Origin of the sequence: Amycolatopsis sp. EV170708-02-1, from assembly GCF_022479115.1 — a bacterium.
GTDB lineage: Bacteria > Actinomycetota > Actinomycetes > Mycobacteriales > Pseudonocardiaceae > Amycolatopsis.
The window spans coordinates 1,624,154-1,648,506 of the sequence record NZ_CP092497.1 but is presented as its reverse complement, the minus strand read 5'-3'; the positions used below and the strand labels follow the sequence as shown (position 1 = coordinate 1,648,506).

The following is a 24,353-nucleotide window of genomic DNA, read 5'->3' as shown; positions in this document are numbered from 1 at the left end:
TCTCACATCCGCGTGTATGCAAGGAGGAAACATGCGTGCGGTAACGAAAGTCTTCGTGATCGTCGCCGGGCTGATCACCGGCCTGCTGGGGCCGGTCGTGCCGGCCGGCGCCGCCACGGGGTGCGCGGAAATCGGAAGCGGCAACAACTTCGATCCCGGACTGGTATCGATGTCGGATGGGACGGTGGATGTCTACAAGACCGGGCTCACCGGGACCACGTCACGCGCCCAGGTGGACCCGCGCACGAATACCGTGCTCGGCGCCCAGCCGCTGGGTGGCACGTCGCGCTCCGAACCGGGAGCGGTCTCCTGGGGCCAGGGCACTCGGCGGTGTTCATCGCCGGCGGCGACAACACCCTTCAGTATCTGCAATTCACCAATGGCGTGTCCAGCGGGTGGCTGAGCCTGGGCGGCGTAGTCACCTACAACCCGCACCCGGTCGCACTCGGGCCCGGGCATCTCATCGTTTTCTATCGAGGCTCCAACAAACAGCTGTGGTTCCGGGAATTCCAGAACGGCGCCTGGGGTCCGCACACCAGCCTCGGCGGCGTTCTGACGTCCAGCCCGATCGGCGTTTCCACGATCCCCGGCCATGTCGGGGTGTTCACCAGAGGCCAGGCCGGCGACCTGTACTACGTGGAACGAGTCGGCGGCGTATGGAGTGCCTGGGTCGGGCTCGGCGGCGGCATCATCGGTGACCAGATCGCCGTGTCACGCGGACCCGGGCTGATCGACACCTTCGTCCGCGGATCGAATTCGAGGGTCTACAAGATCTCGGCCAACGGCTCGTTCTTCACCCCGTACCAGGACTTGGGCGCGCCGCCGGGCGGTGCGTTGTCCGAGCCGGGCGCGGCGGCGACCGGTTCGGGTGAACTGGTCGTGTTCGTCCGGGGTGACGAGCCGCGTACGAACACTCGGCCGCTCTACCGCAATTCGTCGTTCGACGGTGGCGCGACCTGGTCCGGCTGGATCTTCGTCGACAACGCCGGGGCCCCCTCCCCGAACAACCCGGAAGCGGTGGCGAACGCCTTCGGCGGCTGGTCGTTCGCCGCGACGAACTTCCCCCGTGACGCGCGAGTCGGTCCGACGCGGTTCTGTTCGTTCACGCCGTGACAAGGGATTGAACCGAACGACGCGCTGACTCCGCCGGATCGGGTCAGCGCGTCGACCCACACCCCGTTCCGTCACCCGTATCGGTGATTCTCGCCGCCTCACCATTCGTGGCAAGTGGATCACCGGTTCGTGTCACATCCCCGCCCACTTGCCGTAGCGGAGGCTCGGCTTCCACATCAGCTCGCCGCGACCCCGCTACACACGGTGTCATCGCCCGCGAAACCCACCCCTGGCGCAAAACACGAAAGACTTACGTGTTTATCGTAGGAAGATTCACGACCCGCCGACGGCCCGGGAAATCGTTTTTTGACAGGGCGCCAACGTGGTGAAAATCTTCGATCGCTCCTCGCGAGAGCACAACCGAACACGAAATCCGAACAAGGAGCCCCTCAATGCAGATGTTCACCCAGCACGTGCACCACGGTCACGACCTCATTTCGGGTCTGCTCGCGCACCTGGCCCACGTGCTCGGATGGCTGGTCTGACGCTCTAAGCACAGGGATTGACGGGGGCCAATCTGTTGGCGCGGGTCGGCCCCTCGTGTTTGCGACCCGGTAAAGGGGCACAATCGTGTCCCTTTACCGGGTTCCGGTATTCCTAAAGCGCGAATCCCAATTCCCTGCCCCGCGTCACGAGTTCTTCCCTGGCCGAGGGATGCGCGACCTGATCGATGATCTGCCGCGCCTGCTCGCCGGCGTCGTTGCCCCAGATCGTCGCGACACCGTGCTCGCTGACCAGGAAACTGTGCTGGAACGACGTCACCGGACCGGCCAGCCGGGGCACGACCGTCGAAACGTCGGCCTTCGGATGCCAGGACGGCAGCGCGATGATCGCCCGCCCACCGGGCGAGTGCAACGCCCCGACCACGAAGTCGGTCTGCCCGCCGAAGCCCGAATAGATCGCCCCTCGCACCCGGCTCGCGTTGGCCTGTGCGAACAGGTCCACCTCCAGGGCGCTGTTCACCGAGACCAGACCGCGCTGCCGGGCGATCACGGCGGGATCGTTCGTCTTTTCCGTACGCAGCAAGCGAATCCGCGGATTGCGGTCGAGCCAGCGATACAGGTCCGCGCTGCCGAACACGAACGACGCGGTCACCGGTTCCGCCGGATCGAGGGCCCCGGCACGGTCGAGCGCGAGCACGCCGTCGCTGAACATCTCCGACCAGATCGCGAGCCCGCGCCGTCCCGTCACCGCGGCCAGGGTCGCGTCGGGGATCCCGCCGATGCCCAGTTGCAGCGTCGCGCCGTCCTCGACCAGCCCGGCCACCCGCTCACCGATGGTCCGCGCCGTGTCCCCGACCGGCCGCGGGACCGGCGACAGCAGCGGCTCCACCACCTCGATGCCGTAGTCGATCTCGTCGACCGGCACGAGGCCGTCGCCGTAGGTGAACGGCATCTCGGGGTTGAGCTGCGCGATGACCAGGCCGCCGCGGGCCCGAACCGCCTCGATGGCCGCCGGCAGGATGTTCACCTCCGTGCCCAGCGACACCACACCGTCCACCGGGACCGAGGTGTGCACCAGGACGACGTCCGGCGGCAGCGAGTGCTTCAGCAGCTGCGGCACCAGCGACAACCGGGACGGGAAGTACCGCAGCCCGGAACGGCCACGCATACCGGCGCCCACGAACGGCGTCTCCAGTAGCACACCCTCACGGTCCGGCAGGCCTGCCTGCGCGTTCAAGGCGAACAAGCGGTACTCCGCCAGAGCCGCGTCCAGTACCTTCAGCGCCCGCATCGGCGTGGCGAAGTTCCCGCTCACCACCACACGCGGCCGAGAAGCGGGAACGCCCGCGAGAACGGAACCGAGCTGGCTCTCCGACAAGACGCGCATGAGCCGATCATGCCCGAGGAACCCCTCACCGGCGCGGGCCGGACCCCCAGAAACCGGCCCGCGCGCGGCACCGCCTGACCATGGTGCGACCAGGACCGGTGCCCGCGCATGGGTGCCGGGACCCCATATTCCGGTGCGGCATCGAACGAGCACCGTCCGTGCCCGGCGGTCACTCTCCGGACATCTTCGTGTGTGCGCTGAATGTGGGGGTGCCGCCCCCATGTGCGTACCGCGCCGAGCTGAAAGCATTACCGCCGTGACGCCCCAGCCATCGGCGACGTCCCTGCCGCCGAGGTGGTGGGAGCACGGCCGGACCCCGCGCGAACGGACAGCGGACAAGCCCCTCTGGGCCGACTTCGCCGAACACGCCATCACCACGCTTCTGCCGGAGCGCCCCCCAGTCGGTGACTGGCGTGCGGCGTTCGCCGGGGTCTTCAGGTCGCTCGTCGACGCCGCCTCGCGTGACGCCGTACCGGACGATCTCGCCGACGCCGACGTCGAAGCGCTCCGTCGAGGTTTCGCGGCTCAACTCGACCAGCACCTGCTCAACCTCTCGGTCCGCACGCTGGTCCTCGAACTCCACCGTGCCCGCAAAGCCGGAACCCTCCAGGGCGAGACGCCCGAAGAGCGCTTCTCGGATTTCGTGCGCGGGCAATCCACTCCGGCCGGGCTCGTCCGGTTGTTCGGCGAATACCCGGTGCTGGCCCGGCTCCTCGCCCAGGCCTGTCTGCACGCCGCCGAAGCCCACGCCGAAACCCTCGGCCGGTTCTCCGCCGACGCGGCCCTGCTGCCCTGCTCGGTCGCCGACGGCGAACTCGGCACGCTCGTCGAGGTCGCGGGCGGGATCGGCGACTCGCACGCCCGCGGGCGTTCGGTCAAACTGCTCCGCTTCTCCAGTGGCGCCAAGGTGATCTACAAACCCCGCCCGCTGATCCTGCACGAACGGTTCACCGACGTCGTCGAACAGCTCAACAAACGGCTGCCCGGGCTCGAACTGCGGACCGCCGACGCCTTGCCGCGTGACGGGTACGGCTGGCTCCGGTTCGTCGAACACCGGCCGTGTGCCGACATCGGCGACGTCGACCGCTTCTACCGCAGGCAGGGCATCCTCCTGGCGCTGCTGCACGCGCTCGACGCCACCGACGTCCACTACGAGAACATCATCGCCTGCGGCGACCAGCCGGTGCTGATCGACATCGAGACCCTGTTCCAGCCGTCGCCGCCCGTTCCGCCGGAGGGCGACCCCGCGGCGGCGATGCTGGCCCGGTCGGTGCAGCGCACGCTGCTGCTCCCCCAGCTTTTCGCCGGCGAGCACGGTGCCGTCGACATCTCCGGCCTCGCCGGTCGCGGTGGCAAGCTGCCCACCGATCGGGTCGATTGGGCCGATCCGGGGACCGACCGGATGCGACTGGTCCGGGTGCCCGGCGAACTCGCCGGAAGCAACAACCTCCCACGCCTCGACGGCCGCGACGTCACCCCGGCCGAGCACAGCGCGGCGCTGCTGGCCGGATTCCGGCTCGGCTACGACGCGATCTCCAGCGGACGGGACGAACTCGCCGAGCATCTCCGGCGCTGCGCCGACGACCCCATCCGGGTGCTCATCCGGCCGACGAACTTCTACTTCCGGCTGCTGGACGAGACCACCCATCCCGATCTGCTTCGCGACGCCGCCGACCGCGACCACGCGTTCGACCTGCTCGAAGAGGATTCGGCGCGGGAGGAGAAACTGCTCCGGCTCGTACCGCATGAGCGGGACGACCTGTGGGCGGGCGACGTGCCGATGTTCACCTCGGCCCCCGGTTCGACGTCGCTGCTGGATTCGCGTGGCGACAGCGTCGAAGGGGTCGTCGAGCGGCCGTCGCTGGACACCGTGCTGGCGAAGGTCGCCGACATGGATCCACTCGACCAGCGGGACCAGGAGTGGCTGATCTCGGCCACCCTCGCCATCAGCACGGCGGCCGACGGCCACCACGGCGGCGGCGAGACCGCGGAAACGGCGGTACCGAACCAGGCTCCTGACCCGGAACGGCTGCTGGTCACCGCGTGCGGGATCGCCGACCAGATCGTCGCCAACGCCTTCTCCGACGAGCACCGCTCCAACTGGCTCGGGATCGAACTCGTCGACGACCGCTACTGGACCGTCCTGCCGATGGGCGCGGGGCTCGGCGAAGGCTATTGCGGTGTCGCGCTGTTCCTCGCCCAGCTCGCCGAGCTGACCGGGATCGCGCGATACCGCGATCTGGCCGCGTACGCGATCAGCCCGCTCCCTGGCCTCTTCACCACGCTCCGCGCCGATCGCGAGCTGGCCGCCACCGCCGGCTGCGGCGGGCTTCTCGGGCTCGGCGGCGTCGCGTACACGATCGCCCGGCTCAGCACGCTGGTCGGCCTTCCCGCCGGCGACCTCATCGAGCAGGCCGTCGACCTGATGCCCGAGGCCGCCCCCGAAACGCCGTCCGGGTTCACGACCGGGCTCGCCGGCGGCGTCGCGTCGATGCGTTCGGTGTATGTCCAAACAGGACTGGAGACCGCGCTGGCGCGGGCGGACCGCTACGCCGCACAGCTGCTCGAACGCGAACGTCCCCCGGAGAAATCCTTCGCCCGCGGTTCGGCCGGGATCGACTGGGTCCTGCGGGCGCACGACCGTCCCGGCGAAAAACCACCCGGAAAGGCGGACGATCGGGCGGAAAACGCCGGCCGCTGGTGCGACGGGCTCGCGGGCGACGCCCTCGGAATGGCCGCGCACCTGCCCGATCCCGACTACGCCAAGGACCTCGACCGGACGATCAGACGACTGGCCGACAGGGCACCGCTGAGGGATCTCAGCCTCTGCCACGGCGAGTCCGGAGTGCTGGACGTGTTGTGCGTGCTGGCGGAGAACGGGCACACTGGCGCCGCGAACGCGGTACGCCGCCGGACCGGTCATCTGCTCGCCGCCATCGACCAGCGCGGTGCCCGCTGCGGGACACCCGGCGCGGTCCCGTCGCCAGGGCTGCTGAGCGGCCTGGCGGGGATCGGCTACGGCCTGCTGCGGCTGGGATTCGGCGACCGGGTCCCCTCCGCGCTCCTGCTCCGCCCCGACCGGCCGCATCCCGCGGCCACCGTTTTTCCGCCGGTAAACCGAGTATGAGGAGAAGAATCGCATGTACGAAAGAGATCTGCCCGCCACCGAAGACGTCCTCGGCGCCGTGAACCTGCCGCGCGCCCTCGAGGTCGGCTCGCGCAACCACGCGCTGGCGGGCAGCAAGCCGCGGCTGAGCGCCAACCCGCTCGCCACACTGTCCACGGACACCGGTTCGCCGTCCGTCGTCAGCGTCTTCACCGGCGGCTGGATCTGAGTGGCTGTCGGTGAAATGCTCACGAAGGCGGGTTCGCGCCGCCCGCCTTCGTGATCCACTTTTGGCCGTGACAGCGGAATCCGCTCGCTATAGTCACGGCGGTGGGTATCCGTTCGTCGCGGGTGATCGGCCGCGACGCCGAATTGGCCGAGCTCTCCGGAGCTCTCGATCGCGCCATCGCGGGTCGCGGCGGCGCGATCTTTCTCGTGGGCGAAGGCGGCATCGGCAAATCCCGGCTCGCCGTCGAAGCCGCCTCGCGAGCGGTCGCCGCCGACGTCCCGGTGCTGCAGGGCAGGGCCAGTTCGATCGGCCCGCTCGTCCCGTTCCGGCCGCTCACCCAGGCACTGCTGTCGCATTTCCGCGGCGGGGGCCCGCCGGAGGCGACCGAACTCGACCCGTTCATCCCCGTGCTCGCCCAGCTCATCCCCGATTGGAGCCGAGGAGACCGGCCCCGGGAATCGGGCTCCCTGATGGTGCTCGCCGAAGCGGTGTTCCGCCTGCTGGCCGTCACCAGCCGCGACCGCGGCGCGCTCCTCGTCCTCGACGATCTCCAGGACGCCGACGCCGAGACGCTGTTCATCCTCGAATACCTCGTCGACAACCTGCCCGCGGCGCAGACCCTGTTCGTCGGCACGCTCCGCAACGAGCCTTCCGACGCGCTGCGCCTGGCGACCTCCGGAGCACAGCGGATGAGCTGCGCCGTCGTCGAACTCGGCAGGCTCGGCCTCGCCGACACCCACGCGCTCGCCGCCGCCTGTCTCGAGACCGAGCCGGGGCGACTGCCGTCGGCCGCGACGGAACTGTTGTGGCGCAACAGCGCCGGCCTTCCGTTCATCGTCGAGGAACTGCTTCACGGCATGGTGAACGACGGTCTGCTGATCGAGGGCCGCGACGGCTGGCGCGTGATCGGCGAACTCCGCGCCCGCGTCCCCGCCGCGCTGGTCACCAGTATCGGCGTCCGGATGGAGCAGCTCGGCGAGCAGGCGGGCGAACTGCTTTCCGTCGCGGCGATCATCGGCCGCCGTTTCCCGCTGACGGTGGTGCAGGCGGTCACCGGAACGAACGACCGGACCTTGCACAACCACCTGGGCGCCGCGGTGTCCGCGAACCTGGTGACCACCGACGAGATGACGCCCGGCTGGTACGCCTTCCGGCATCCGCTGACCGCGGAGGCGTTGCTGGCGCGACAGTCACCCGCGCGGAAGGCGGAACTAGCCCGTCAGACCGCCGACGCGGTCGAGGAGCTGTACCCGGGGCTGCCGGGCGATCTGTGCGCGCTCGTCGCGTCGCTCCGGCTGACCGCTCTGGACGAGCGGGCGGCGGGCCGCTTGTTCGCGGAGACCGGTCGTCGCGCTCTCGACGCGGGTGCCGCGGACTCCGCGGTCACGATGCTCACCAAGGCCCTGGACCTGCTCGGCGGGGCCGACGCGGGTGATCGGGCCGAAGTGCTGGAGACGCTCGTGCACGCGCTCGGGCAGACCGGTCAGTTCGACCGAGCCGTCGAGCTTTCCGCGGCCTTCGGCGAGATCGGCACACTCGAACGGGCCGCGAAACTGCGCACCCAGCTGGCCTGGGCCGCCTACATCGCGGGACGGCACGACGAATGCCTCGGCCAGATCGAACGCGCCCGCGCTCCCCTCGGTTCGGCGATCTCACCCGGTCAGCAAGCGGCGCTCGACGCCGTCGAAGCGAACCTCTGGCTCGACGTCCCCGGCCGGACCGGCACGGCCGAACGGCTCGCGCGTCAGGCGTGGAAGGTGGCCGAGGCGACCGAGCAACCGTTCGTCGTCTGCCAGGCGTTGCAGGTGCTCGGGATGCTCGCGCTGTCGCGGGACCTCACCGAATCCGAGCACTACATGCAGCTCGCGCGGCGGACCGCCGAGGACAACCATCTGCACCACCTCCGCACCCAGGCGCTGGTCCGGCTCGGCGGACATCGCGTGCTGATGAACGGGGACGAGCAGACCCTGCTGCTCGCCCGCGCGGACGCCCAGCGGACCGGGTCGATCACCCTGCACTGCGCGGTCGATTCCGTGCGCACCATGCACGCGATCCTGCGCTGCGACTTCGGCACCGCGCACACCCTGCTCGCGGAGAACCTCGCCGTACTGGGCAGGCTCCGGCTGACCGCGTTGCTGCAGTACGCGCATATGACCAGGGCGATGTCGGCCGGACATCGGGCGGACCGGCCCGCGATGGAGCAGGCGCTCGACGACTTCCGCGAATGCGGGGGTGAGAACGCACAGGAGATGGTGCTCAGCATCGGGCTGGCGCGGGTCTTCTGTTCGCTGCTCGAAGAGGATTTCGACCGGGCCCGCCGCGAACTCGGCCAGGTCGTCGAGCTGGAGGACCGGCGACCGAGCCGCTTCCACCTCGCCGGCCAGCACGGGCTCAGGACGCTCGTCGACACCCTCGGCGGCGCGCCCTGCCCGGAGGACGGATCCGCGGTGAGCGGGATGCGGTGGAACCGGCAGTTCGTCGAATTCGCGCACGCCGTCGAGCACGGCAGGCGCGGCGACGCGGCCGAAGCCGAACGAGCGGTGGTCTCCGCACTGGCGACGTCGGCGCCCTATCCCCTGGCCCGCCATCTCGGGCTCCGCCTGATCGCCGAACCGGCCGCCGCCGACGGCTGGGGCGATCCGGCCGGCTGGCTCAAGGAGGCCGAAGAGTACTTCCACGGCAGGGACATCCCAGCGGTGGCGGCCGCCTGCCGGAGCCTGCTCCGCAAACTCGGCGCGCCCGTCCGGCAGCGGCGCTCCGGGGTCGACCGGGTCCCCGGCGGCCTGCGCGCGGCGGGGGTCACCGTGCGCGAATACGAGGTGCTGGTGCTGCTCGCCGAGCGGATGGGCAACAAGGACATCGGCGCCCGCCTGCACATCTCGCCCCGGACGGTCGAGAAACACGTCGCGAGCCTGCTCGCCAAGACCGGGCTCGCCGACCGCGCGGCCCTCGCCGAACACGCCGCCGGACCACGACCTGGCATGCTGTGATCCATGAGCGACCTCATCGTGTACGGCGCCGGCTGGTGCCCCGACGTCAAACGCAGCCGTGCCCTGCTGGACTCGAAGGGCGTCGAGTACGACTACATCGACGTCGAAGCGGACTCCGGCGCGGAAGAGACGGTGCGGGCACTCCAGAACGGCGAGCGGCGGATCCCAACCATCGTCTGGCCCGACGGCAGCCACCTGGTCGAGCCGAGCGACGACGAGCTCACCGCGCACCTGAACCGGTGACCCTCCCGGACGTCCCGGTCGGCACGAGGGTCGTCGTGCGGTACCGGATCGAAGGCGGGTTCACCGACGCCCTCGGCTACCTGCGCTCCCGTGACGACACGGAATGCACGGTGGAGACCAAACGCGGACTCGCGACGATCCGGCTGGCGGACATCGTCCTGGCGAAGACGGTCCCGCCGCCGCCGGCTCCCCGAGCCCCTCGTGAGTGGTGAGGACGGTTAGAACCGTCCTCACCACTCACGAGCCCATCGTGAACGGGACTAGCTCTTGCGCGACTTGGTGGCCTTCTTCTTCGCGTCCTTGGCCTTGCCCTTGATCGTCCCGACGGCGTCCTGCAGCGGCGCGTAGGTGCCGTACAGCGCTGGATCCGGCTTCGGGGCGGTGCCTGGACCGCCGAGCGGCTGTGGGTCCATCAGGTACTCGATCCCGTCTTCGCCGAAGCTCCAGCCGCCCTTCGCGCCGTCCGGCCCGTCGGACAGATGCCACACGGTGTTGTTGTGGTCCTGGTTCTCCTCGTCGAACAGCGCCGTCGGCGCGATGTCGCTTTCCAGGCCGTCGGCCTTGAGTTCCTCGATCGCGGCGAGCCACTGCTTCTGGTGCACCGTGTCCCGCGCGAGGTTGAACTGCAGCATCGCCTTCACGCCCGGGTCGTCGGTCATGTTGTACAGCCGGGCCGTCTGCAACCGGCCCTGCGCCTCGGCCGCGGCGTTCGCCCGGAAATCGGCCAGCAGATTGCCCGACGCCACGACGTAGCGGCCGTTCCAGGGATAGCCCTGGCTGTCGCTCGGCGTGGCCCCGCCACCGGAGATGATCGCCTGCTGGGGATCCATCCCGCCGAGGATCGCCGCGGTGGCCGGATCCTTCACCGCCTCGGCCACCATGGTGGCGGGCGCCCCTTCCAGCAGCCGGGCGACCATCGTCGCGAGCATCTCGACGTGCCCGATCTCCTCGGTCGCCGTGTCCATGATCAGATCCTTGTACTTGCCCTCGATCCGGCAATTCCAGCCTTGGAAGAGGTACTGCATGGTGACGGTCATTTCACCGTAGGCGCCGCCGATGAGTTCCTGCAGCTTGCGGGCGTACAAGGCGTCCGGCTTTTCCGGTCTGGCCTCGAACTGGAGCGATTTGGTATGACGGAACACTGATTACCTCCGAAGAATTCAGGGAAAGAACGGATCAGCGAGAGTCGGCGATCGGCGCCTTCGAACCGGAGAGCGGAATGATCCCGAGCGCGATCATCCCGACGGCGAGCCCGAGGTGCAGCCAGTTGTCGGCGCTGTTGACGGGCACGAAATTCGCCGCCGACCCGTGGTCGATCAGCAGGCCGTACAGCCACAGCACGAGATAGATCACCCCGCCGCCGACGAGGAACGCCTTCGCACCACCCGCCGTCCGGGCCAGCATGATGCCCGCGACGCCGAACGCCAGGTGGACGATGTTGTGCAGGATGGAAACCTGGAACACGCCCAGCAGCAACGCGCCGGACTCGTGCCCGGCACCGCTCAGCTGCTCGTAGTTCGTCGTGATTCCGGGAATGAAGCCGAGGATGCCGACGAGCAGGAAGACCGCGCCCACGCCGAGGGCGATGAGCTGGCGCGGTGCCCGCCGAACGGTGGCCGGCGATGCAGTCATGATTTCCTCCGATCCGGTGGAATGGATTTCTCGAACGTCGAGTACCCGCGCCGGAGCCGGTCACACGGGAATCCAGGTTTTCGAATTCTGGGGAATCACCGTGTAGTCCGGCGATTCCGGGGGTAGCCACAGCGAAGCATCCACGTGACAAGGAGGCGGAAATCGTGGCCGAGCAGACAGGGCCGGTCGGCAAGCTTTTCCGTGCCGGGTTCCGCACTCTCGCTGCGCTTCGCCGCGCGCGAGCGTTCCACCCGGACGGCCTACTGCTCAAAGGCGAGCTTCACGCTTCGAGGCGCGACGACATCGCACTGCCGCCGGAACCGGTGACCGTCACTGTGCGAATGTCCAAAGGGGCCGGTCTCCCGGGGCGTCTACCCGACGCGCTGGGACTCGCCATCCGGATCCCCGACGCCGACGGCTATCCGTGGGACTTCACCCTGACCACTTCAGCCGGCCGCGTGTTGCCGTCGCCGGCGCGTGCTTGGACCTCCGGTCGCTACAGCTCATTACTGCCCTATCGCACGAACGGCGAACTCGTGTGGCTGTCGGCCCGCGCGGAAACGCCGAGGCACGCCGAAGCGTCACTCGACGCCTTGAGGCGGCTGGTGAAGGAAGGACCGGTGACCTATCTCGTCGAAACCGTTCGCGCGAACGGGCATCGGAAGCCCTGCGCGACGCTGACCCTCCGCGAGGTGGACGAAGACGCCCCGCGCCCTGCCTTCGATCCCATGCTGAACGCTCCCCCTGGCTGGGAGCCGCGACCCCGCTGGCTCACCGCGCTACGCGAGCGCGCCTACGAGGGCAGTCGCGAAGGCCGCTGAGTCATCCCGCGAGCGGCTTGTCCAGCACGGCCTTCACGTGACTGAAGTTCTCGATCGAGTAGCGCCCGTGATAGCGGCCCATCCCGCTCTCCCCCACGCCGCCGAACGGCAGCTCGGGCGCCGCGAGGTGGATGATCGCCGCGCCGAACACCAATCCGCCTGACGAGGTCTCCGTCTCGATCCTGCGCTTCGTCTCCTCCGATTCGGTGAAGGCGTACAGCGCGAGCGGCTTGTCGCGTTCGTTGACGAACGCCAGCGCCGCGTCGACGTCTGGCACGTCGATGATCGGCAGGATCGGGCCGAAGATCTCGTCCCGCATCACCGGCGCGTCCGGCGACACATCGGTGAGCACGGTCGGCGCGATGTACTTCTCGTCGCGGTCGGCCTGGCCGCCGACGACCACGGTTCCGTTGCCCAGCAAGGCGGTGAGCCGGTCGTGGTGCCGGGTCGAGATGATGCGGCCGTAGGATTCGCTGGTGGCCGGGTCCTCGCCGAACATCGCTCGGACGGTCGTGGCCAGGTGCTCCGCCAGCTTCGGACCGGTGTCGCCGATCGCGAGGACGTAGTCGGGGGCGACGCAGGTCTGGCCCGCGTTGGCGAACTTGCCGTAGGCCAGCCGCTGGGCGGTCACGGCGAGGTCCGCCCCCGGCTCGACGATCGCCGGGCTCTTCCCGCCCAGCTCCAGCGTGACCGGCGTGAGGTGCTTCGCCGCCGCGGCCATGACGATCCGGCCGACCGTCCCGTTGCCGGTGTAGAAGATGGTGTCGAACTTCTGCTCCAGCAACGCCGTCGTCTCGGGGATCGCGCCTTCGACGACACGGACGCCCTCGACGTAGTTCGGCAAGTGCTCCGCGATCGCGGCCGAGGTGTTCGGGGACAGCTCGCTCGGCTTCACGACCGCGCAGTTGCCCGCCGCCAGCGCTCCGACCAGCGGCGCGAGCACCAGCTGCAGCGGGTAGTTCCAAGGCCCGATGATCAACGCCACCCCGAGCGGCTCGCGAACGACACGGCCGTCGGCCGGGCGCAGCGGGTACGGCAGGCCGGCGGGCTCCGGACTCAGCCAGGAGTCGAGATTCTCCAGCGTGTGGTCGATCTCGTTCCGCACGAGCGCGATCTCCGCGCGCTTCGCCTCGGCGGTGTTCTTCCGCAGATCGGCGTACAGCGCCTTGAGGAAGACGTCGGCCTGCTCGGACAGGAGCTTCCGCAGGCCCGTGAGCTGCGTTCGCCGCCACTCCACCGGTTTCGAGACACCGGAACGGAAGAGGGCGCGCAGTTCGTCGACGACGGCGGGGGCATCGCTGCTGGTCATGGATCCGAGCCTAGTCATGGACCGTGGCGGATGCCCAGCGCTGCGCGGTATAGAGCGTTATACAAGAAGGTGAAGGGCGCTTTCCCCGCGTGGCGTGCGGGGAAAGCGCCCTTCGGCGTTACGGGTAGCTCACCAGGTTGCTCGGCCGCGTGTCCGGTGGCGTCACCGCCCCCGCGTCGTTGATCACGTGGGTGATGGTCCCCTTGTAGTTCAACGAGACCGTCACCAGGTTGTGGAACCGGACGCCGGAGCGGTTCGGCACCTCGAACGCGTGATAAAGATTCACCGACGGGTTGTCGTTGAAGAAGCAGTAGCTGCCAAGGCCCCACGCCTCGTGCGTGGTCACGTTGTCCCCCACCTTGTAGGCGGCGTAGCCGTTGAGCCCGTTGGGGCTCTTCCAGCCTGCCTGATCCGGGACGTCGTACGGGATCTCGTTCTGAAAGAAGATCGTCCTGCCGTTCTGGCCGTTCCAGATCACCTGGTACTTCTGGTAGTGCTCGACGAACAGACCGGTCGCCAGCACGTTGTCGCCGTTGACGACCACGCCGGTGTCGCCGGTGTTGATCGTCCAGCCGTAGGTGCCCGCGTTGCCGTGGTCGGCGCGCCAGGCCCAGATGTGGTCGATGATCGTGTCACGGCTGTTGACGATCAGGCTGTTCGTCGCCTTCCCCGCGATCTGGCCGCCGATCCGGAAGAACACGTCCTGCAAGGTCGTCGGGTTCGCCGCGTGGTTCGCCGTCGAGCCCGCCTGCCCGACCGTGAGCAGTGATGGGGAATTCGTCGTTCCGGCGTCGAACAGCAGTCCCTTGAGCCGGACGCCGTCCACGTCTGCGACCTTCATGGCGTCGACGCCGTTGTCCGGCACCAGCGTCGGATAGCCGACACCGAGCACGACGGTGTTCGCCTTCGTCACGTTCAGGGTCTGGTTCAGGTGATAGACGCCCGGGGTGAAGAACAGGTTGCAGCCCTGGGAAAGCGCGGTGTTGATCGACGTCGCCGTGTCCCCCGCCTTCACGACGTAGAACTGGCTCATCGGCAGCGACGAACCCTGGGTGCCGCCGTTGGCCCAGCTCGGCCCTGAAGCGTTGGTGCGCAAGGAGGGCAGGAACACGCGGTACTTGCCGGAGCCGTCGAGGTAGAGGTACGGGACGTCGCGGGAGACCGGTGTGGTGCCGAGCGTCGTCTCCGGCGGGTTCGGGAAGGTGTTCGCGGGAGCTCCGCTCGTGCCGGAGAAGACCATGTTCCAGACGCCGCCGTCCCAGCTGCCGTAGCTGCTGTCCCGCGTGTACCACTGCTGCTGCGAGATCGACGCGGCCTGTCCGGAGACCTTCGTGTCGGCGGTGTAGCCACCGCTGGCGAACCCGTAGCTGGCGGGATAGAGCTGAAGCCCGCCCCGGATGTCCATCCGGCGGAACGGCGCGGCCTGCGCGACGGCCCAGCGGGTCGAACCACTGCTCGGGACGACGGCGAGGTTCTCCGCCGAGCGCCAGAAGTTCTGCAGTGCCACACCCTTGTCCGACTCGTTGAACGCGTCGACGGTGACGTCACCGTTGATCACCACGTCGCCCGGGTTCTGCCCGAGGCCCGCGACCGAGGTGTAGTAGCCGACGTTGTCGTGGATTCCGTTGTACACACCGGGCTTGAACAGGTGCGCGTACCGGCGCTCCGTGAATTGCGCGGTCAGCGTGTCCTTCTGCGCGTTGAAGTCCGCGTCGAGCCGGGACTGGATCGACGCCGCGGACATGCCAGGATCGAAGATCCGCACGTTCGGGCCGAAATCCGGGACCTCGGCCTGTGCCGGGCAGGTCGCCTGCGCCGATCCGATCGTGTAGCTCGCCGAAGCCACCGGAGAGTTCGCCGAACCGGATTTGAGTGCGATCGCGGAGATCGTCGAGGACGCGGAGACCGTGATCGGCCCGGTGTACACAGTGGACGCCGCGGTCGGCGTGGAACCGTCCACTGTGTACCGGATGGTCGCGCCCGTGGTCGCGCTCGACAACGTCACCGAACGGGCGCTCGGATAACTGCCGCTGGGTGGGTCGAACGTCGGCGAGGCGACCGTCGTACCGCCACCGCCGTGGGTGTAGGTGAAATGCGGGGTGTCGTACTGGGGCCCGTTCTTCTCGTAGGTGAACCAGTAGTCGAGCACCGTGCCCGCCGACAGCGAGCCGACGGTGTGCCGCCACGTGCCCCCGTTGTCGGTCATGCGGACGTTCTGCTGCCCCAGTCCCGGAACGCCGGTGTAGTGGATGTCGACGTAACGCGCGGGCGTCGCCGGCGTGAAGGAGAACTGCGCCTGCGTCGCGTTCAAGGACGCGGCGCTCTGGCTGTAGTCGGCGGCCGCGGCGGTGGCACCACCGAGCCCTGCCGCGATCAGGAGTGCGGAAAGGCCGAGGGCGAGCGCGCCCCGAACCCCTTTCCGCCGTTTGGGCTGCACAAAGATCCGATTCACGTCGTGACACCTCCGGCGTTGGAAATCCACGGGCGAAGCAATTCGTTGCGCGCCACAACAAAGTAGCCGTCCGTGCGATATGTCCAGATCACGCTTCGGTAACAGTAGTGGTCCAAACCACTGACTACGCCGGGCAGCCCACGGCCACAGAGCCGTTCGGCGCCATCGAGCGGTGCGTTCGGGTGCCGGTCAGCGGTCCGGGACGACGTAGAGCGTCGACGCTTCCCCGCCGTGCATCGCGCTCAGGCTGGTCCGGCAGGCGAGAAGGACCTCGCGGTTCGCGACCGTGTCCGGCGGGACGCCGCAGCCGTCGCAGAAGAGCTCGACCGATCCCGGGAAGGTCTCGTCGACCCGGACTTCGACCGTGCGATCACAGCGGCGGCACCACCGGTGCCCGGTGACGATCAGGACGTGCATCGGATCCGAGATGCACTGATGCACCCAGCCGCGGTGGACGTAACAGGTCGTCCGGAGGTGCGCGCTGAGCCCGTGCTCTTCCGCCACGTCCTCCGCGGCGAGGATCGCGGCCAGCCGCCGGTCGGCGATCTCGCCGTACCGGTCCCGGCGCCGGGCCGGAGGAGCCGTGTCCGCCGCCGCGAGCAGTCTGAGATGAGCCCTTGAGGGTGGCTGAGTACGTAGCACCATGTGGGTCTCGACCTTTCGGCGTCCACCGGAAGTCTTATCAGCTCACCCCCGGTTTCGCCGGAGTGACACCCGACCGGGCGACAAGGACCTGAGAAAGGTTCGTTTGTACGGCCCTTGTATTCCCGCTGCCCATGCTGCCCGGACAACCGGATCCGTTCAGGAGGCAGGAATTGTTGACCAAGGTAGCCGTGCTCGCGACAGCGACCGCGCTCTCCTTCGGCGTGGCCGCACCGGCCGGCGCCGAAGTGACCGCGTTGCCCGCGGCCAGCATGGAAGCGGTACTCAAGGCCGCGCAGATCGACCCGCGCCGCGCCGACAGCGCGCTGACCCCCGGGGCCAAGGACAGTGTGCTGCTGGTGGAGCAGGCACTGGCCGCCAAGGGACTGCTCGACCAGCAATACGTCGACGGCCACTTCGGCACCTCGACGATCACGGCGTATTCCAGCTACCAGAAGTCGCTGGGCTACACCGGGATCGACGCCTCCGGCCTGCCGGGAAAGACGTCGCTCGAGAAGCTGGGTGAAAACCGCTACACCGTCACCGCGGTGGTCTCGGCGGGCAGCCGCCTGACCTACCACGGCAAGACGATGAACACCCGGACCAAGGCGATGCTGGTGAAGGCCGAAGGTCTGCTCGGCAGGCAGCTCACCATCACGCAGGGCTCGTACAACCCCGGCGGTGTCGGCGCTTCGGCCGGGACGCACGACGGCGGCGGCGCGCTCGACATCGGCGTCGAGGGCATGTCCTCGACCACGCGCACCGACGTCGCGCGGAAGCTGCGCCAGGTGGGCTTCGCGGCTTGGGTCCGGACGCCGGCCCAGGGCTTCGCCTACCACATCCACGCCATCGCACTGTCCGATCCGGACCTTTCGTCCGGCGCGCAGCACCAGGCGGGCGACTACTACCTCGGCTACAACGGCCTCGCCGGCCGCGGTGCCGACGACGGCCCGGCCGTCACGCCGAAGCTCACTTGGGAGGAGTACCAGCGCTCCTGAACACGCTTTCCGAAGGCCACTTTCGCCGGCGTCGATCGTCGCGAAGGTGGCCTTCGGGCTGTCCGGGAACGCCCGGGTAGGCTTCGGCGCGACGGCAAAACCAGCGGGAAGGGAACATCGCGTGGAGGCTCAACCGGTCGGTCAGTGGCTCGACGAGCTGGCATCGAAGGCCTCGACGCCCGGTGGTGGCGCGGGTGCCGCGATGAACGCCGCGGTCGGTGCCGCCCTGGTCTCCATGGTGTGCAACCTGACCATCGGCAAGCCGAAGTACGCCGAGCACGAAGCCACCATGACCGAGGCGCTGGCCAAGGCCGAGGACCTCCGCGCGCGTGCGCTCGGCCTCGCCGCCGACGACGCCGCCGCGTTCGACGCCGTGGTCGCCGCGTACAAGCTCCCCAAGGCCACCGACGAGGAGAAGCAGGCCCGCACGGCCGCCATCCAGGCCGCGCTGGTCGGTGCCGCCGAGGTACCGCTGCGCACGGCCGCCCTCGCCGCCGAGGTCATCGACGTCGCCGCCTCGATCCTCGAAGGCGCCAACACCAACGTCATCTCCGACATCGCGGTCGCCGCCTCGTCCGCGAAGTCCGCGCTCGAATCGGGCGTGGTCAACGTCGAGGTCAACCTCGCGTCCATGTCGGACGAGCAGCTCCGCAAGGAGACCGAGGCCCGCCTCACCGAGTACACCCCCGCCGCCGGGCGCGCCGACGCCCTGATCGCCCAGGTTCGCGAAAGGCTCGCCCGATGACCCTGATCGACGGGCGCGCGATCGCCGCCGCCATCACCGCCGAGGTCACCGAGACCGCCGCCAAGCTCCGCGAATCGGGCACCGCACCGACGCTGGCCGTGCTCGTGCCGACCGACGACGACGACGCCACCGCCTGGTACGTGCGCTCGATCGAGCGTGCCGCGAAGAAGGTCGGCGTCGACTGCCGGGTGGTCCAGCTCGAGAACCCGACCGGCGCGGACGTCACCCGCGAGCTCGACAAGCTGTCCGCGGACCCGTCGGTCCACGGCATCATCTGCCAGACCCCGCTGCCCGACGGTGTGACGCTCGACGACGTCGGTGCGCACATCGACCCGCGCAAGGACGTCGACGGCGCGAACCCGGTCAGCCTCGGCCGTCTCACCGCCGGCCTTCCGACCTACGCGCCCGCCACCGCCGCCGCGGTGCTGGAGATCCTGAAGCGCGAGCAGGTCGCCCTGTCCGGTGCCCAGGTCGCTGTCGTGGGCCGCTCGACCATCGTCGGGAAACCCGCCGCGCTGCTGCTGCTCGGCGAGCACGCGACGGTGACCGTCTGCCACTCCCGCACCAAGGACCTCGCGGCGGTCACCAAGACCGCGGACGTCCTGGTCGTCGCCGTCGGCCGCGCGCACTTCATAGGCGCGGACCACGTCAAGCCCGGTGCCGTGGTGATCGACGTCGGCACGAACCCGACTCCCGAAGGCGGGCTCGTCGGCGACGTCGACCAGGCCGCGGTCGAGGAGATCGCGGGTTCGATCACGCCGGTCCCCGGCGGCGTCGGCCCCGTCACGACGTCGCTGCTGCTGCGGCACACCGTCACCGCCGCGCAGTCCTGATCCACTGAGGACTCGCCGCCTCTCCTTTCGGCGATCTCGCGTGCTCAGAGCCGTAACTCGCGTGCTTGAAGGCATAACTCGTGAGTTACGCCTCTGAGCACGCGAGTTACGTCTTCGAGCACGCGAGTTACGGCGTTCGTCAGGTCCCGATCACCGTCTCCACCACCTTCCGCACCTGCGCGGTCTCCGGCGCGGGGGCGGTGCGGTCGGCGTAAAGCAGGTGCGCAGCACCGATGAGCGTGGCGGCCAGGGTCTCGACGTCGGCGTTTTCGGCGACGCGGCCCTGGTCCCGTTCCTCCTTGAGGTAGCCGCCGATCATGACGGCGGCCTGGGTCAGCACCGGAACCCCGGCCGGCCATTCGCGGCGCAACCGGGCACGAAGCTCGTCGCGGAAGATCACGAGCGGGACGATCGCGACCGCGACCGACTCGAAGACCGCCGTGAGCGCCGAGGTGAGGTTGTCCACGACCGTCCCGGTGCCGACGGCCTCCCGCAGCCCCTTCTCGTCGAGCTTCTCGATCCGGTCCAGCACGAACTCCGCGAGGAAGCCGTCGAAGTCGTCGAAATGCCGGTGCAGCACGCCTTTCGCGCAGTCCGCCTCCGTGGTCACCGCACGGCTGGTGAGCCCGCTCGGCCCGTCCCGCAGCAGAACCCGTTCGGCTGCGTCGAACAACTGCGCGCGGACGGCGCGCAGGGCTACCCCGGTCGGCATACGGCTCCCTTGCGTTGACGAGTGGGCAAGTGCCCACTTAAGGTGGGCGCATGCCCACTCTACCTTCGGGGCAAGAGCCTCATCGCTATCGACAGGCCGCGGAATCCTTCGGCGTGGACGTCGAACGCTACGACCGGACCCGCCCCGCCTATCCCCCGGAACTCGTCGATCACCTCGTCGCCGCGGCTCCCGGCCGCGAGACCCTCGATGTCGGTGTCGGCACCGGCATCGAAGCGCGCCAGTTCCAGGCGGCGGGCTGTCACGTGCTGGGCGTCGAGCCGGACGCGCGGATGGCCGAGTTCGCCCGGCAGAGCGGAATCGACGTCGAAGTCGCGAAGTTCGAGGATTGGGAGCCCGCCGGACGCCGGTTCGATCTGCTCGTCTCCGGACAGGCCTGGCATTGGGTCGACCCGGTGGCGGGCGCCGTCAAGGCCGCCGAAGTCCTACGGCCCGGCGGACTCTTCGCCGCGTTCTGGCACGTACCCGAACCGCCGGAAGAGGTCGCGAACGCCTTGGCGGACGCTTACCGGCGGCTCGTGCCGGACGCCCCGATCGATCTCAAGAGCGTGCCGAAACAGCCCTCGGACCCGTACGGGCCACTCATCGTGAAGGTCGCCGACGGCCTGCGCGAAGCGGGCGGGTTCGCCGAACCGGAACGAAGCCGCTACGACTGGGACCGGGTCTACACCCGTGACGAATGGCTGGACCAGCTCCCGACGTTCGGCTCGCTGACCTGGGTCGAATCCACAGTGCGACAAGAGATCCTCGCTGAAGTCGGGGCGGCGATCGACAGGATGGGCGGCCGGTTCATCACGCGCTACGCCACCGTCGCGATCACCGCGGTCCGGGGCTGACCCGCCGGTGACGGGAGCCGCGCCGCTCCCGTCACCGGCGTCCGTCAGGGCGTGACGGGGACGTTGGTCAGCCCGTTCACCGCCCTCGACACGGTGTTGGACGCGTAGACGACGTTCGGCCGCTCCGAGCACTTCGACGTCGACGTGATCTTGATGGCGTACTGGCCGACGCCGCCGAGATCGGACTTGTTGTCCCGCCACACGTTCCCGCAGCCGTTCGGGAACGACGGGGTGGTACCGGGATTGTGCGTCTCGTAGCCGTTCGCGAAGGTTCCCGGCGACGCGAAGGTGCCGGTGTTCCCCTCGATGACGTACCCGAATCCCTTGACGTCGACCCAGGAATCGGCCGAGTTCTGCCCGGAAACCCCTTGACCGTCGAAGGTGTTGCCCCGGATCACGCCACCTTCGGTGCCCTCCTTGACGTCGATGCCCTCCGCGGCCACGTACGGTCCGATGTGGTTGTTGAGCACCTGGATCCGGTCGCTTCGGTCGACCCCGCCGGAGTTCCCGTGGCAGGCCCAGTTCGAGTTCGCCGAGCCGAGGTAGACCCCCTCGCCGTAACCGGCCTGCACGAGCCCGGTGTGGCTGATCGTCGAGTCACGGATGACGCTGTCGGCCGACGAACGGCGGAAATGCACGGCTTCCTCGTCGATCCGGTGCACCCGCACCCCTTCGATCACCGTGTGGTGCGAGTTGTCGGCGACGATGCCCTTCTTGGCCTCCTGCACGGTGAAACCCTTGAGATGCCAGAACGGCGCGCCGTAGAGCCAGAACCCGTATCCAGGATCCCAACCCGCCGTCGGAGCCGGGCAGGAAGGCGCCTCGCCGGACGGGCCGTCGTTGATCAGGATCGCCGTCGACGGTCCGGTCACCGTGATCGGTGCCGCCGCGGTGCCCGGTTTCGTCGCGACGAACGAACCCCGATAGGTGCCCGCGGCCAGCCGGATGGTCCGGCCGGGGCTCGCCGCGGCCAGCGCGGCCTGCAGTTCCGCCGCGGTGCCCACGTCGACGACGTCCCCGGACGGCACGCTGGTGGTGGTCGTCGGCGGCGAAGTGCTCGTGCTGGTCGGCGACGGCGGAGTGGTGGTCGTGGTCGGCGTACTTCCTCCGCACGGGCTGCCGTTGATCGTGCACCCGGTCGGCAGGCCGAGGCCTGTGGTGTTGAAGCCGAAGGACGCCGTGCCGCCGGGTTTGATCGTGCCGTTGAAGGCGGCGTTGGTGACCTTGTAGTGCTGCCCGGTCCTGGTGAGCACCGAGCTCCACGACGTGGTGACCGCCGTACCCTCGGGGAGATCGAACTCGATCGTCCACTGTGTACTGTTCGCGTCCCCCGCGTTGGTCAGCGTGTACTTCCCGCCGTAGCCGCTGTCCCAGACCGAGCTTTGGGCGAACGTCGCGGTCAGGCTGGGCGCCGCGGCCTCGGCCGTCACGACGGCACCGAACAGGCCCGCCGCCGACGCCGTGGCCGCGATCGCGGCGAGCAGTCGTTTCCTCGTCATTCCGTGCCTCCGCATTTCGTTCCGGCGATCGAGCAGGCGAGCGGCAGTCCCTGACCGGCGGCGTTGAAGCCGAACGTCGCCGTGCCGCCGGGTTGGACGCTCCCGTTGTAGGTGGCGTTCCCGAATCGGTAGTGCTGCCCGTTCTTGGTCAGCACCGAACTCCAGGAACTCGTGATCGTCGTCCCGGCGGGCAGGTCGAACTCGACCGCCCACGAACCCACGGACGCCGAACACGTGTTGCTGATCGTGAAGCCGCCGCCATAGCCGCCGTCCCACACCGACTTCCGGGTGAAGGTCGCGTTCAGGCAGGCACTGGGGCTCTGCGTCGTCGTAGTGGGGGTGGGTGTGGTCGTGGTCGGGGTCTGGCTCGTCGAAGAAGACGGCGGAGTCCCGTCGACGGCCTTCAGGAACAGCGACGACGCGGCGTCGGTCTTGGAGGCGTCCACCCCGTGCCCGCCGGTGTAGTCCCGCTGCTCGTTCTTCGCCCAGTCGGCGATCGGCGTGCCGCCGATGTCGAGGTGCTTGTAGGCGGTGCCGTCCCAGCCGAGGGAGTAGACGCGGTGCCGGTCGGCGTAGAAGTCGTTATACGGGCCATTGTCCGCGAGTTGTTTGGTCATGGCGTTGTTGAAGAACACGTTGCGGTAGCCGGAGGCACCCGACCACTTGACGGCCTTCTTCCCCGCGCCCCACCAGATCGGGAACCAGTTCGAGTCGTCGGGGCCGCCGCCGCCCTCCTCGCCGCAGTTGGCGCGGCAGTTCCCGGAGCGGTGCGCGTACGGGACCTTGACCGTGTTGAGCTCGAAGAGGTTGTTGCGTTCCCAGCCGCCGTGGAGGTTCAGGTCGGAGTCGAACGAGTTGCCGATCACCACGTTGCCCGCGGCGGACCACTGGAAGGTGAAGTGCCGCAGCAGGGTCGAAGTGTTGCCCGCGTAGAGCGAATCCCAGACGCGGGAGCCGCGGAAGTAGCCGTTGCCGCCCTTGCCCTTGTTCCACGATCCGTTGAGCTCGTTGTCGACGATCTGGAGGTTCTTCGCCTCCTCGGTGACGATCGGATGCGAGCCCGTCATATCCGCGCGGACGCCGCGGACCCAGGAGTTCGCCGCCCATTTGAACACGATCCCGTGCATTTCCGCGGCGGGTGCCATGTTCCCGTAGTTGTTGTTCGCCTCGGCGGGGTTCAGGCCCGGCATGTCCTGGGTGAAGCCGAGGTTCTCGAACCCGACGCCGAGCACCGGGTCGACCAGCGGTGCCGCCTTCGAGTCGTAGGTGGCGCCGTCGATCGGGGCCGAACCGTCCGAAGTGGAGTTCACCGGCACGTCGTATTCGAGCGGTTTGTCGAGGGTGATCGTGCGTGCCGTGGTGTCGAGCGCCGCGATCGTGAAGATCTGCTGGCGCATGTGCATGTTCAGCAACGGGAACGTGGTCGGCGTGGCGTGCTGCTGCTCGTAGAACTTCAGCGAGTTGGCCGCCCGGATGTTGACCAGGTTCCCGGCGGCGAGCGGGGTCAGCGCACCGTTGCTCGCGAGGTGGACGACCTTGTCCCCCATCCGCGCGGCGAACGCGGTGTCGCCCGGTTTGCCCCGCAGCTTCACCCCGGCCTTCCAGTGGACGTTGATCGTGCCCTCGAAGATGTCTTTGCGGTTCGCGGGCGCGGCGGCGTAGTCGCTCGCGTAAGACGTGTGCACTCCCCTGGACTGGACGCGGAACAGCCCGCGACCGGGCCACAGCCAGCCGCCCTTGCCCGCGCCCGAGGTCATCCCGTCCTCGTCCCAGTCGGAACCGTCCGGGGTGAGGGTGTCGTAGAGGGTGTTCGCGTCCGGCTTGTAGACGAACTTCGTGGCGTCCTTGCCCGCGCCGCGCAGGATCAGGTAGTCGGCGTCGACGTGGATCTCGTGCGTGACGTCGAACCGGCCGGCCGGGAAGGTGATCGTGCTCAGCTTCGTGTAGCTCCCGGACGGTGAGCACGCGCTCTTGATCCCGTCGATCGCCGCCTGGATCCCGTTCGTGTCGTCGGCGCCGTCGTCCGGCTTGACGTTGTACTGGCTCGCCAGTTCGGCCGCGGTGACCTGGCAGGCGGCGTTCGGATTCACTTCGCCGGAGCCGGGTAGCGCGGTACCGCCGCGATACCCGGCTTTCGACCAGTCGTAGAGGCCGGCGACCGGCGCGCGGCGATTGGCCGCGCCTAGGTCGAGACCGGTCAGCGCGCCTGGTCCCGGCGCCGCGTCCGCCGCGGAGGGCGGTACCTGCAGGAATGCGGCGGTGGCGACCACGGCGGCGACCGCCGGTAGGACGGCACGACGAAGAGGACTTTTTCGGGACACCCGAAACCTCCGTGACGGACAGAC

Annotated in this window: 21 protein-coding genes; 12 read left to right on the top strand and 9 right to left on the bottom strand. The window is 68.9% G+C overall.

Annotated elements, in window-relative coordinates; translation table 11 throughout:
- Positions 1-31 precede the first annotated feature (31 nt).
- The gene (locus MJQ72_RS07495) at positions 32-403 is read left to right on the top strand and encodes a hypothetical protein (RefSeq protein WP_240598393.1); all 372 of its coding nucleotides are present in this window, start codon (positions 32-34) and stop codon (positions 401-403) included.
- Positions 385-1,113 (top strand): hypothetical protein, encoded by a 729-nt coding sequence (locus tag MJQ72_RS07490; protein ID WP_240598392.1) that lies wholly within the window; start codon positions 385-387, stop codon positions 1,111-1,113. Before MJQ72_RS07495 ends, MJQ72_RS07490 begins: the two co-directional genes overlap by 19 nt.
- Before the next feature lie 597 nt (positions 1,114-1,710).
- Here MJQ72_RS07490 and MJQ72_RS07485 read toward each other — a convergent pair.
- The gene (locus tag MJQ72_RS07485; RefSeq protein ID WP_240598391.1) at positions 1,711-2,943 is read right to left on the bottom strand and encodes an acetyl-CoA hydrolase/transferase family protein; all 1,233 of its coding nucleotides are present in this window, start codon (positions 2,941-2,943) and stop codon (positions 1,711-1,713) included.
- A 256-nt stretch (positions 2,944-3,199) separates the two neighbouring features.
- On the opposite strand from MJQ72_RS07485, the gene MJQ72_RS07480 reads away from it, so the two are divergent.
- From MJQ72_RS07480 to MJQ72_RS07460, 5 genes are all read left to right on the top strand, one after another.
- Positions 3,200-6,070 (top strand): type 2 lanthipeptide synthetase LanM family protein, encoded by a 2,871-nt coding sequence (locus MJQ72_RS07480; RefSeq protein WP_240598390.1) that lies wholly within the window; start codon positions 3,200-3,202, stop codon positions 6,068-6,070.
- Positions 6,071-6,083: 13 nt separating this feature from the next.
- Positions 6,084-6,278, top strand: a complete 195-nt coding sequence (locus MJQ72_RS07475; protein WP_016334466.1) for a hypothetical protein — start codon at positions 6,084-6,086, stop codon at positions 6,276-6,278.
- 101 nt (positions 6,279-6,379) lie between these two features.
- The gene (locus MJQ72_RS07470; RefSeq protein ID WP_240598389.1) at positions 6,380-9,268 is read left to right on the top strand and encodes a LuxR family transcriptional regulator; all 2,889 of its coding nucleotides are present in this window, start codon (positions 6,380-6,382) and stop codon (positions 9,266-9,268) included.
- A 3-nt stretch (positions 9,269-9,271) separates the two neighbouring features.
- Positions 9,272-9,511: a glutaredoxin domain-containing protein gene (locus tag MJQ72_RS07465; RefSeq protein ID WP_240598388.1), complete on the top strand. Its 240-nt coding sequence runs from the start codon at positions 9,272-9,274 to the stop codon at positions 9,509-9,511.
- Complete coding sequence (locus MJQ72_RS07460; RefSeq protein WP_240598387.1) at positions 9,508-9,723, top strand: ferrous iron transport protein A; 216 nt, start codon at positions 9,508-9,510, stop codon at positions 9,721-9,723. Before MJQ72_RS07465 ends, MJQ72_RS07460 begins: the two co-directional genes overlap by 4 nt.
- 48 nt (positions 9,724-9,771) lie before the next feature.
- Here the strand turns inward: MJQ72_RS07460 and MJQ72_RS07455 are convergent, their stop codons facing one another.
- Complete coding sequence (locus MJQ72_RS07455; RefSeq protein WP_240598386.1) at positions 9,772-10,653, bottom strand: manganese catalase family protein; 882 nt, start codon at positions 10,651-10,653, stop codon at positions 9,772-9,774.
- Positions 10,654-10,687: 34 nt separating this feature from the next.
- The gene (locus MJQ72_RS07450) at positions 10,688-11,143 is read right to left on the bottom strand and encodes a DUF4383 domain-containing protein (RefSeq protein ID WP_240598385.1); all 456 of its coding nucleotides are present in this window, start codon (positions 11,141-11,143) and stop codon (positions 10,688-10,690) included.
- A 164-nt stretch (positions 11,144-11,307) separates the two neighbouring features.
- On the opposite strand from MJQ72_RS07450, the gene MJQ72_RS07445 reads away from it, so the two are divergent.
- Entirely contained in the window at positions 11,308-11,964 is a 657-nt protein-coding gene (locus MJQ72_RS07445; RefSeq protein ID WP_240598384.1) for a hypothetical protein, read from the top strand.
- Between the two features lies 1 nt (position 11,965).
- Here the strand turns inward: MJQ72_RS07445 and MJQ72_RS07440 are convergent, their stop codons facing one another.
- The 3 genes from MJQ72_RS07440 to MJQ72_RS07430 form a co-directional block, all read right to left on the bottom strand.
- On the bottom strand, positions 11,966-13,273 hold the full coding sequence (locus MJQ72_RS07440; protein ID WP_240598383.1) for an aldehyde dehydrogenase family protein: 1,308 nt from the start codon (positions 13,271-13,273) through the stop codon (positions 11,966-11,968).
- 118 nt (positions 13,274-13,391) lie between these two features.
- Complete coding sequence (locus tag MJQ72_RS07435) at positions 13,392-15,725, bottom strand: chitobiase/beta-hexosaminidase C-terminal domain-containing protein (RefSeq protein WP_240598382.1); 2,334 nt, start codon at positions 15,723-15,725, stop codon at positions 13,392-13,394.
- 189 nt (positions 15,726-15,914) lie between these two features.
- Positions 15,915-16,370: a hypothetical protein gene (locus tag MJQ72_RS07430; protein WP_240598381.1), complete on the bottom strand. Its 456-nt coding sequence runs from the start codon at positions 16,368-16,370 to the stop codon at positions 15,915-15,917.
- A gap of 170 nt (positions 16,371-16,540) precedes the next feature.
- Between MJQ72_RS07430 and MJQ72_RS07425 the strand changes: the two genes are divergently transcribed.
- From MJQ72_RS07425 to MJQ72_RS07415, 3 genes are all read left to right on the top strand, one after another.
- Positions 16,541-17,365, top strand: a complete 825-nt coding sequence (locus MJQ72_RS07425; protein WP_240598380.1) for a peptidoglycan-binding protein — start codon at positions 16,541-16,543, stop codon at positions 17,363-17,365.
- A 121-nt stretch (positions 17,366-17,486) separates the two neighbouring features.
- Positions 17,487-18,110 (top strand): cyclodeaminase/cyclohydrolase family protein, encoded by a 624-nt coding sequence (locus tag MJQ72_RS07420; protein WP_037338332.1) that lies wholly within the window; start codon positions 17,487-17,489, stop codon positions 18,108-18,110.
- Entirely contained in the window at positions 18,107-18,943 is an 837-nt protein-coding gene (locus MJQ72_RS07415; RefSeq protein ID WP_240598379.1) for a bifunctional 5,10-methylenetetrahydrofolate dehydrogenase/5,10-methenyltetrahydrofolate cyclohydrolase, read from the top strand. Before MJQ72_RS07420 ends, MJQ72_RS07415 begins: the two co-directional genes overlap by 4 nt.
- Before the next feature lie 139 nt (positions 18,944-19,082).
- Here the strand turns inward: MJQ72_RS07415 and MJQ72_RS07410 are convergent, their stop codons facing one another.
- A complete protein-coding gene (locus tag MJQ72_RS07410) occupies positions 19,083-19,655 on the bottom strand; it encodes a TetR/AcrR family transcriptional regulator (protein ID WP_240598378.1) in 573 nt (190 codons plus the stop codon).
- 113 nt (positions 19,656-19,768) lie between these two features.
- On the opposite strand from MJQ72_RS07410, the gene MJQ72_RS07405 reads away from it, so the two are divergent.
- Positions 19,769-20,509, top strand: a complete 741-nt coding sequence (locus MJQ72_RS07405) for a class I SAM-dependent methyltransferase (protein WP_240601275.1) — start codon at positions 19,769-19,771, stop codon at positions 20,507-20,509.
- A 44-nt stretch (positions 20,510-20,553) separates the two neighbouring features.
- On the opposite strand, the gene MJQ72_RS07400 is transcribed toward MJQ72_RS07405, so the two are convergent.
- The gene (locus tag MJQ72_RS07400; protein ID WP_240598377.1) at positions 20,554-22,008 is read right to left on the bottom strand and encodes a cellulose binding domain-containing protein; all 1,455 of its coding nucleotides are present in this window, start codon (positions 22,006-22,008) and stop codon (positions 20,554-20,556) included.
- Positions 22,005-24,329: a cellulose binding domain-containing protein gene (locus MJQ72_RS07395; protein WP_240598376.1), complete on the bottom strand. Its 2,325-nt coding sequence runs from the start codon at positions 24,327-24,329 to the stop codon at positions 22,005-22,007. Before MJQ72_RS07395 ends, MJQ72_RS07400 begins: the two co-directional genes overlap by 4 nt.
- Between the last annotated feature and the right edge of the window lie 24 nt (positions 24,330-24,353).